The 8,765-nt window shown below is 40.4% G+C and carries 6 protein-coding genes and 1 pseudogene; 4 read left to right on the forward strand and 3 right to left on the reverse strand.

Annotated elements, in window-relative coordinates:
* The 4 genes and pseudogenes from NNO02_RS21730 to NNO02_RS21745 form a co-directional block, all read left to right on the forward strand.
* Window positions 1-354, forward strand: a pseudogene (locus NNO02_RS21730) (hypothetical protein); the annotation flags it as partial.
* A complete protein-coding gene (locus NNO02_RS21735) occupies window positions 351-992 on the forward strand; it encodes a class I SAM-dependent methyltransferase (RefSeq protein ID WP_271455716.1) in 642 nt (213 codons plus the stop codon). The pseudogene NNO02_RS21730 and the gene NNO02_RS21735, both read left to right, overlap by 4 nt.
* The gene (locus tag NNO02_RS21740) at window positions 974-1,870 is read left to right on the forward strand and encodes a hypothetical protein (RefSeq protein WP_271455717.1); all 897 of its coding nucleotides are present in this window, start codon (window positions 974-976) and stop codon (window positions 1,868-1,870) included. Before NNO02_RS21735 ends, NNO02_RS21740 begins: the two co-directional genes overlap by 19 nt.
* A 1-nt stretch (window position 1,871) precedes the next feature.
* The gene (locus NNO02_RS21745) at window positions 1,872-4,175 is read left to right on the forward strand and encodes a hypothetical protein (RefSeq protein ID WP_271455718.1); all 2,304 of its coding nucleotides are present in this window, start codon (window positions 1,872-1,874) and stop codon (window positions 4,173-4,175) included.
* 765 nt (window positions 4,176-4,940) lie between these two features.
* On the opposite strand, the gene gndA is transcribed toward NNO02_RS21745, so the two are convergent.
* From gndA to NNO02_RS21760, 3 genes are all read right to left on the reverse strand, one after another.
* Window positions 4,941-6,347, reverse strand: coding sequence for an NADP-dependent phosphogluconate dehydrogenase (gndA, locus tag NNO02_RS21750; RefSeq protein ID WP_040231903.1), 1,407 nt, complete (start codon window positions 6,345-6,347; stop codon window positions 4,941-4,943).
* 89 nt (window positions 6,348-6,436) lie between these two features.
* Window positions 6,437-6,838 (reverse strand): GtrA family protein, encoded by a 402-nt coding sequence (locus tag NNO02_RS21755; RefSeq protein WP_271455719.1) that lies wholly within the window; start codon window positions 6,836-6,838, stop codon window positions 6,437-6,439.
* Between the two features lie 80 nt (window positions 6,839-6,918).
* On the reverse strand, window positions 6,919-8,765 hold a 1,847-nt coding region (locus tag NNO02_RS21760), incomplete at its 5' end, for a hypothetical protein (protein WP_271455720.1).

Consider the following 8,765-nt stretch of genomic DNA (forward strand, 5'->3'; position numbering starts at 1 on the left):
AGTATATTTACAATTGTACGAATCTTTGTCGTATATAGACCTTTTAGTTTCTTTGGAACTATTGGCTTTAGTTTATTTAGTTTGGGTCTTATTATTGGATTAAGATTTTTGTGGTACTATATAGATGGAAATGGAAATGGGCATGTTCAGTCATTAATATTAGCTGGTATTTTGTTAGGGATCGGTTTTCAGACTATTCTTGTCGCCTTTGTTGCCGATCTGCTTTCTGCAAACCGCAAGCTGCTTGAAGATATTCGACTCAAAACAGCAAATATAACAAAAAATGAGCATGCAAATTATCCAGGTAGCGCAGCTAACGACACTCCAGAAAATAGTTCGAGGGCCCGTTCATGAAAATCAAAATTTCCGGTGGTACCGTAGAAAGCGGCGTTGTTGTGGGAAATGCTTATGATAAATATAGTTCACAAAACCCCATTGTTAGATGGATGATGAATGGTTTCGAGTCTGCTTTGTCTGATTTTGTGGCAAAGGCATCACCTAAAACGATACACGAAGTTGGCTGCGGTGAGGGGTACTGGGTATTACGCTGGAATGAGTTAGGTATCCCTGCTCGGGGATGCGATTTTTCTGAGAAAGTGATTAAGATAGCGCGGGAAAACTCGATAGATCGGGGATTGCCACCTACGGTGTTTCAACCGCGTAGTATCTATGATCTGAAAGAGATTGATGATAGTGCAGACCTTGTGGTTTGTTGTGAAGTGCTGGAGCATCTCGAAGATCCAGAAGCCGGTTTACGAGCTTTACAAAAAATAACAGAACAGTATCTGATTGTAAGTGTCCCAAGAGAGCCGCTCTGGCATGTGCTAAATCTAGCCAGAGGTAAATATATAACTCAATGGGGCAATACTCCCGGTCATATTCAACATTGGTCCAGACGAGCATTCGTTAAACTGGTTTCTGAGTATTTCGATATTGTGGAAATAAAAAACCCACTACCATGGACAATGCTTTTATGTCGCCCTCGCAAATAAAGATATCACAATCGCTACGTAATTTATTAAATTGGGTAGGTAGCGGATTAGCCATCGCAGGCATATTATTTATTGGATATCGCCTGCATTCTTATTGGCTCGAACTTGACCTTTCGAAAATCACTCCATTGGGTTGGGGATTGATCTTTTTCTTAGCGATTGTTTATGGAGCTGCAAATTTCCTACTCGCCTACGCATGGTGGCAACTATTACAACATTTTTGTAGGTATGGCAATATTGCAAACTCCGTGAAAATATACGGTATGTCGCAACTAGCTAAATACGTACCCGGCAATATTTTCCATCTGGCAGGTCGACAGGCGCTGGGTATGTCTGCAGGAATACCGACAAAATCACTCGCTCAATCAATGATTTGGGAACTTATCCTGATTGCAGTTACTGGCTCATTTTTTTTCTGGTTGATACTACCGCGATTATTGCATCATTTTCCATTAACACTCGGCATTATATTAATGCTGACGTCATTTATATTAGCAGTGTGCTTATTACATAGATATTTAGGACACCATATTGCGGTAGCTATTACGTATCAGATGTTTTTTTTGTTAATTTCAGCAAGCATATTTATTGTGCTAATAGGCCTTATCTCAGGTTATGATAAACTCACCCCATCTTACTGGGTTATTATTGGAGGCACCTATACGATTGCCTGGTTGGCAGGATTGGTGACACCGGGCTCTCCAGCAGGAGTCGGCGTTCGCGAAATGATTTTGCTAATTATATTGAAGGGTATCATAGCAGAAGACAGTTTATTAGTTGTGGTGCTTCTTGGACGCATAATTACTGTAATCGGTGATGTTTTATTTTTTCTGGTAACAACGTGTATTCCATCAAAAATTTATGCAATCGAGAGATAACATGTCTGATAAACGCCCTTGGTCATTTCGTGAGATAATTATTGTTTTGGTGGCATTCTGTTTTGTTCTTTTTATTAACGGAGCCATACCATTTTTAATGTTGCCTACCTTAGGGCAAGTAGTTTGGTCAATGGGCTTTGCTCAATCTTATGCTACGGGCTCTCTTATCGACCTCCATGTTCATGACTTTGGTATACCTAATCCAGCAGCGGTCGCATTTGGTCTGGCAGGCGTATGGCCTGCAAGTTTACTCATTCGTCTCGGGTTGCACACTGCCGATGCATACTCTGGAATGGTAGCGCTATGGCTAGGATTAGCGATGTATTCTGCATATCAGATTGCTCGCTATTTCAATGTAGCGCGGATGGTATCATTGCTGGCTGCAGTCGCATGGATGACTATGCCAATAATCTGGGCACATGCTGGATATAGTATGTTATCCTTGGGTATTGCGCTATTATCATTCTATTTCTTAGCTGCTCTAAGATTATTTATGGTTGGGCGAGAAGCCAATCGCTTGTCATTTATAATTGTTGCAACATATTTTGCATCAGCAATAATAGCCATTTTTATGGATGGCTATACTTTCATGATGTTTGCATGCGGTTCAAGTTTCTTATTGCTGTATTCATTTATTACGCGGCCAGAAGTTAGAAATATATTTATGAAGGTCGTGATTCCTGTTCACACAGCTAGTTTTGCTGTGGCATATATCCTTTACAGAGCCTTCATTGGAAAATCAGGTTTTACTGCTGAATCAATTGATATGTTCAGAGGTTGGGGACTCGATTTATCATTTATTGCCACGCCAACTACAGGAATACTTTGGCTTCCGGACTTTTTAGGCTTAAGCCAAACTCGTAGCGGTGAAATTTATTATGGAGATGCTTCGGTCTGGGTTACCACCTTTTCTTTGCCGATAATACTACTTGGTTCCTGGGCCTGGTGGAAATCAAAGCAGCGCTTTAAGATTGCAACAGGCGTCTTTTGTATCGCTCTTTTAAGTTATTATATGGCGCTTGGTCCTTCTTTGAAAATAAACTCTATCAAGCCAGAGTATCTAAATCTACAGGTTATGCCTGCCGAACTCGCCATCGCTCCAACATTTAACGCATGGATTTCAGAAAACATACCTGGATTCAATACAATGCGAGCATCATATCGTTGGTCTGCACTGGGTATCTTTGCATTTTGGCTACTCTTTATTATTAGCCAAGCACGAAAAGATAATAGCAGACGTTTTGCCGTGGTAGGTCTGATTTCTCTTATTCTGCTGAATATGCCTAATTTCCAAATAAAGTGGAAGAAATCTGTAGCAGAAAGGAATATGTTGCAACAAATTGATCGGCAGCTTGTAACAGCATTCAAGCAGCATATCCACCCAGGAGAGATAGTCTCGTTTATTCCCTGGGGTAATGATTTTTTTGCAAACTATTTAGCGCCAAAAGCAGGTTTCCGGACTTACAATATTGGTGGGGATAAGAATGTACAAGCGGCGATAATAGCCTGGCCCTCCGCAATGCTTCAAGCAGGGGCTCCACTGGATACAACTAAGGCTAAAAACGCGTTAAAACTGTTGGTAGATGGTGCAGCTGATGTACTCGTCATCCCATATTTTGATATGCTCATTAGAACCCCACCATTGCTCAATGTTGATGAGACAAAAGCTCTGCAACATGAAAAATCACACAAGATTGTAAATATATCTCCGCGACCTGACCAAAAGGCAGAATTTCAAACAGTTATTGAAGCATTAAAAAATTTGCCATATATAGAGGTATCGGAATCCTCATATTTTTCAAGTGTCCGATTGCGCCAACAATTTACAGGACCAGACAATAGAATGGCACTACTGAGATCCATTAGCGAAAACATCAAATACCCGATTTATTTTGGCGCAAATTTAAAAAACAATGCTTCAGGCGCTTTGCTACAGAATGGGTGGTACGATCTTGAGGCGCAGCATGTTTGGTCACAATCGGTGGCTAAACTTCTTCTACCAATTCCTCAAAATTGTGGAATAAAGACATGCTATGCCGTTGTCAATTTCAGCGTTTTTGGTGCCAGCACGGAACGTCCTGTGAAAGTTATATTCAATACCATGAACAAAGACGCCCCCTGGAATCATACTATTGCAATAGCCTCTGGCGGCCAACAAACTGTTCAAGTCCCAATTTCTGAAAACGAAGGGGTTAAGATACTGTCAATCTCTGTACCTAATGCGACATCGCCACAACTGATGAATGCAGGCCCTGATCCCCGAGTACTAGGGATCAGTCTTCAAAAGATTGAGTTATCAAAATGAGGTGCACGACAAATAATTTCCCGCAAAGATATTTGTAGTACCTATGAAAATGGTTGGAAAGTGAATACGTATCCTCCGGCATAGCCGGAGGTTTTTCTTATGCGCCGGTAAGGCTCTGTTACCCGCCACGCCCTAACAGCTGCATACGATCTGACATTTGCACCAGACGTCGTTACTTACGGCCCAACGGGCTACCCGTATACGGGTTCGATAACTGCTCGCCCATTTTATCCTCTGCAAGCTGGTAATGGTACTAACAGTTACTGGTAGTTAACTTGCACAGATTAATTTTAAATTAAATTTTATTTTATGCTCACTGTGTTAGCTAAGTTTGGTGACCATCTGATGAACAAATTTGGTAAGAGGATAAATCGACGAGGGAACAGCTATGGTGCAGGCATGGATTGTGCGGAATTAAAATGACTGGTGGGTAAACGTTTAATGAACGTTAGCGAGGAACTTCATGGAACAGAGAACTAAATCATGAGGAATTAAAGTATTTGCAGCCCTCGCGAAAATAACGAAGGGTTAACATTACACAGATCAGAAAACGAATGCTACAAAATATGAAGATGGAGTCAAGTTTGGCTTCCAATTGCATAATTAAAATGTATGACTTAATCTAAACAGCTAATAGCCATCCAAGAAACAGTTTTAGAATTGAAAAATCCGTAATCACTAGCCGATTACGGATTTTATATAGTAGCCAGCTCACTCAATAGTTCAATATTAAGTCGATATCTGAGATCAACTCAAGCATTGAGATTATTCCATCCATTCGGTATGGAAAACACCTTCTTTGTCAGTACGTTTGTAGGTATGCGCACCGAAGTAATCACGCTGTGCCTGAATCAGGTTAGCGGGCAGTACCTCTGCACGATAGCTGTCGTAATAAGCGACAGCAGCAGAGAATGTCGGAACCGGGATACCATTCTGCACGGCATACGCTACGACATCACGCAGTGCCTGTTGGTATTCATCGGCAATGTTCTTGAAGTACGGGTCGAGCAGCAGGTTCGCGATACCAGGATTTTTAGCGTAGGCATCGGTAATCTTCTGCAGGAACTGCGCGCGAATAATACAGCCCGCACGGAAGATTTTTGCAATCTCGCCGTAATTCAGATCCCAGTTATGCTCGTCGGACGCGGCACGCAGTTGTGAGAAGCCCTGAGCATAAGAAACGATCTTACCGAGGTACAGTGCACGACGTACTTTCTCAATAAATTCTGCCTTATCACCCGCAAGCTGAGCTTTAGGCCCAGACAGGACTTTAGAGGCAGCGACACGCTGATCTTTCAGCGAAGAGATGTAACGCGCAAACACAGATTCAGTGATCAGAGACAGCGGTTCACCAAGATCCAGAGAGCTTTGGCTGGTCCATTTACCGGTACCTTTGTTTGCCGCTTCATCCAGAATGAAATCCACCAAATATTTACCATCTTCATCTTTTTTGGTGAAGATATCTTTGGTGATGTCGATCAGATAGCTGCTCAGCTCACCGTTATTCCACTCGGTAAAGGTGCTGGCCAGTTCTTCGTTGCTCAGGTTCAGACCACCTTTCAACAATGAATAGGCTTCGGCAATCAGCTGCATGTCACCGTATTCAATGCCGTTGTGCACCATCTTCACGTAGTGGCCTGCACCGTCGGCACCAATATACGTCACACACGGCTCACCATCTTCCGCAACCGCTGCGATCTTGGTCAGGATTGGCGCTACCAGTTCATAAGCTTCTTTCTGGCCACCCGGCATGATTGATGGGCCTTTCAGCGCACCTTCTTCACCACCAGAGACGCCAGTTCCGATAAAGTTAAAACCTTCAGCGGAGAGCTCACGGTTACGACGGATAGTGTCCTGGAAGAACGTATTACCGCCATCAATGATGATGTCACCTTTATCCAGATAAGGTTTCAGGGAGTCGATAGCTGCATCAGTGCCAGCACCCGCTTTCACCATTAACAGGATACGACGAGGTGTTTCAAGGGATTCAACAAACTCTTTTACCGTATAGTAAGGAACCAGTTTTTTCCCCGGATTCTCGGCGATAACCTCTTCCGTTTTTTCACGTGAGCGGTTGAAAACGGACACGGTGTAACCACGGCTTTCGATGTTGAGCGCCAGGTTGCGCCCCATCACAGCCATACCAACGACGCCGATTTGTTGCTTAGACATTATGTACTCCTGTCAGGTGATCTCTTCAGGAAAACAACATCCTGAAGATTTTTCAGCATAGTAGCTCAGTTAAAAAAGGATAGGTAGTTCTATTTGAGCTTAGCATCATGATTTTTATAAATTAAACGACTTGAAGTTATATAGTTAAATACCATTCCGGTCAAACTACCTATCGCCACGCCAAAAACGGGATAAGTATAAATAAATGGAATAGACGTAACCGACAAATAAAAAGCCGTATAATTTATTACGCCTCCCAAAAGCATTAGGAGAAAATAACGACCGAACTCATTACGGTTATTCAAGCCAGATGCTTTTTCTTTAAATGTGAATATTCTATTTAGTAACCATGTAACAAACACCGCACAAAAAAAAGATATCATTTTCGCAAAATAAATGCTCAAAAATATCTTAAGTGCATACATAGTGACTGCATCGACAATAAATCCAATGCAACCAACAATACTGAATTTTACAATACCACTCATCATTCTCAATTGACATAACCCATTCAGTTTCCTCCTGATTAATTGAGCGCTCCCCCTATGCCTGTCAAGGAAGATAAATTATTTTATAAGTGAATAACAATTGGCTTCAAACCTATTTTATCAAGCCATGCTACTGACTGTCTGACAGGCAAAACATCAATATAACTAGTCGTTAGCATCTGCACTGGGATTTCAATAGTCACCACCACTTCCGGCTCATCATGAGTGATTTTAGGCAATGGCACTGCAATGAAATCTTGCCTCTTTATCGACATATCATCATTCAACTCACGCAAACCTAAGTTGATAGGGACAGATGTACCTAATCCTATTGGTTGCGCTGCATTACTTTTCACTTTGATATTTATTATCCATGTTTTCTTATCTGCAGATAATCTAGGCGGTTTTAATACTGTAAGCGTTAAATCACCAGGAGAAATCTTAAGCAAACGTTCTTTATGATTTAAAACATCTTCATTCCAGCTCAAATTGTAAAGATCTAACTCGCAGACGCCAGAGTTAATTTGATGATTTTCTGCATAGGTAAAAACACGTCCCAAATATGTATCATATGGTGTAATTTGAAATGACCAGTCGGGAGGATTAAACGTTGAAAAACCATTAAACGTTCTCAAAGCAAAAAATTCAGAGAGGAACATTGCATCAACATTATGTGGATACAAGTTTAAAATAGCGTTACTAGCGTCAACAGGAAACGGAAATTCATCTTTCCTTTGTCCTGTAACAAAAAATGAAGTGCACGACAATGGTGGTTTTGGAATGCTATTTATAAATGACAGTTCTTTTTTTCTATTCAAGCCTTGGTTAGGCATGAAATTTATTTGTTCCGCAACCAGAATTAATGCGAAAATACTAATAATAAATCCATATTTTTCCATCCGTTGAAGATTTGAAATCAATAAGGCAACAAGAAGTGATAATGGGAAAATTATGAACAACAGATACCGTGCCGTGACCCGCAAACCTTTAGCACCAGGCACAACCTTCCATATATAGGACCAAAGTGTGAAATCATTTATTCTAATGACCAAGACAAAAGAAAGCAGAATACCAAAAGCCAAGAACTTGGCTAACAACGATAATAAAACACCATTAGAATCCTTATATTTTTTCCATGGAACAAATAAAGTCAGCAACAATACAAGAAGAATAAACGGAGGAAAACCAACACGAAACTCTCCTTCTCTGTTTAAGCCAGGCATACCTCCAAAAATAGTATCACTAAGTGAACCGAAAATATAATTACCACTTCCTGGATCAAGGATATTCCAAAAAACTGGTGCATGCATCAGTATTTCACCAGCGCCATGCCCGCCAGTCTCCTTAACCTTTGGTAAATAAACCATCAAAAAAGGTATTAATGAAACAATCAGAATAATGAAAGGGATAATTAATGCAGTTACATTAATTTTTCTGATTTTCTCTAGAAAAAGCGTTTTATTGTATAGTATCGAATATGCTAAATAGAATGCGGTTAATATTAGCGCGAAAAATGTATAAAACCAAGCCATGTAAAAAGTAGTCAACAACCATGAACAATAGAATATAGCGCAAATAGAACCATATAAAACTGAAGTGATTAATGACTTATTAGAAATTATGCTCTCTATATATTTGGATATGAAAAGACTGAGTAGCGGTGCAAAAGACAAGCTCAATAACTGTGCATGCACCGTTTGATACACTAAACCATTAGCTAACGTAAATACCACTGAGCCACAAAGACTTGCACCGAAGGTTAATTTAAAACATTTCTGACACAAAAAGTAAAATGATAAAAAGCCGATTAATTTTAAAGTAATATTAACAAGTTCTGAAGATAATATTACATCAAATCCGATTGCATGGAAAACAGAATAGATAACGCCATATATAAAATATCCATCATTATAGCCTAATGTATTAAGAT

It is taken from the genome of Citrobacter sp. Awk 2, from assembly GCF_028069815.1.
Lineage (GTDB): Bacteria > Pseudomonadota > Gammaproteobacteria > Enterobacterales > Enterobacteriaceae > Citrobacter.

Coding starts and splice junctions, on each gene's coding strand:
- NNO02_RS21735 (WP_271455716.1), top strand. CDS start 351: ATGAAAATCAAAATTTCCGGTGGTACCGTAGAAAGCGGCGTTGTTGTG.
- NNO02_RS21740 (WP_271455717.1), top strand. CDS start 974: ATGTCGCCCTCGCAAATAAAGATATCACAATCGCTACGTAATTTATTA.
- NNO02_RS21745 (WP_271455718.1), top strand. CDS start 1,872: ATGTCTGATAAACGCCCTTGGTCATTTCGTGAGATAATTATTGTTTTG.
- gndA (WP_040231903.1), bottom strand. CDS start 6,347: ATGTCTAAGCAACAAATCGGCGTCGTTGGTATGGCTGTGATGGGGCGC.
- NNO02_RS21755 (WP_271455719.1), bottom strand. CDS start 6,838: ATGATGAGTGGTATTGTAAAATTCAGTATTGTTGGTTGCATTGGATTT.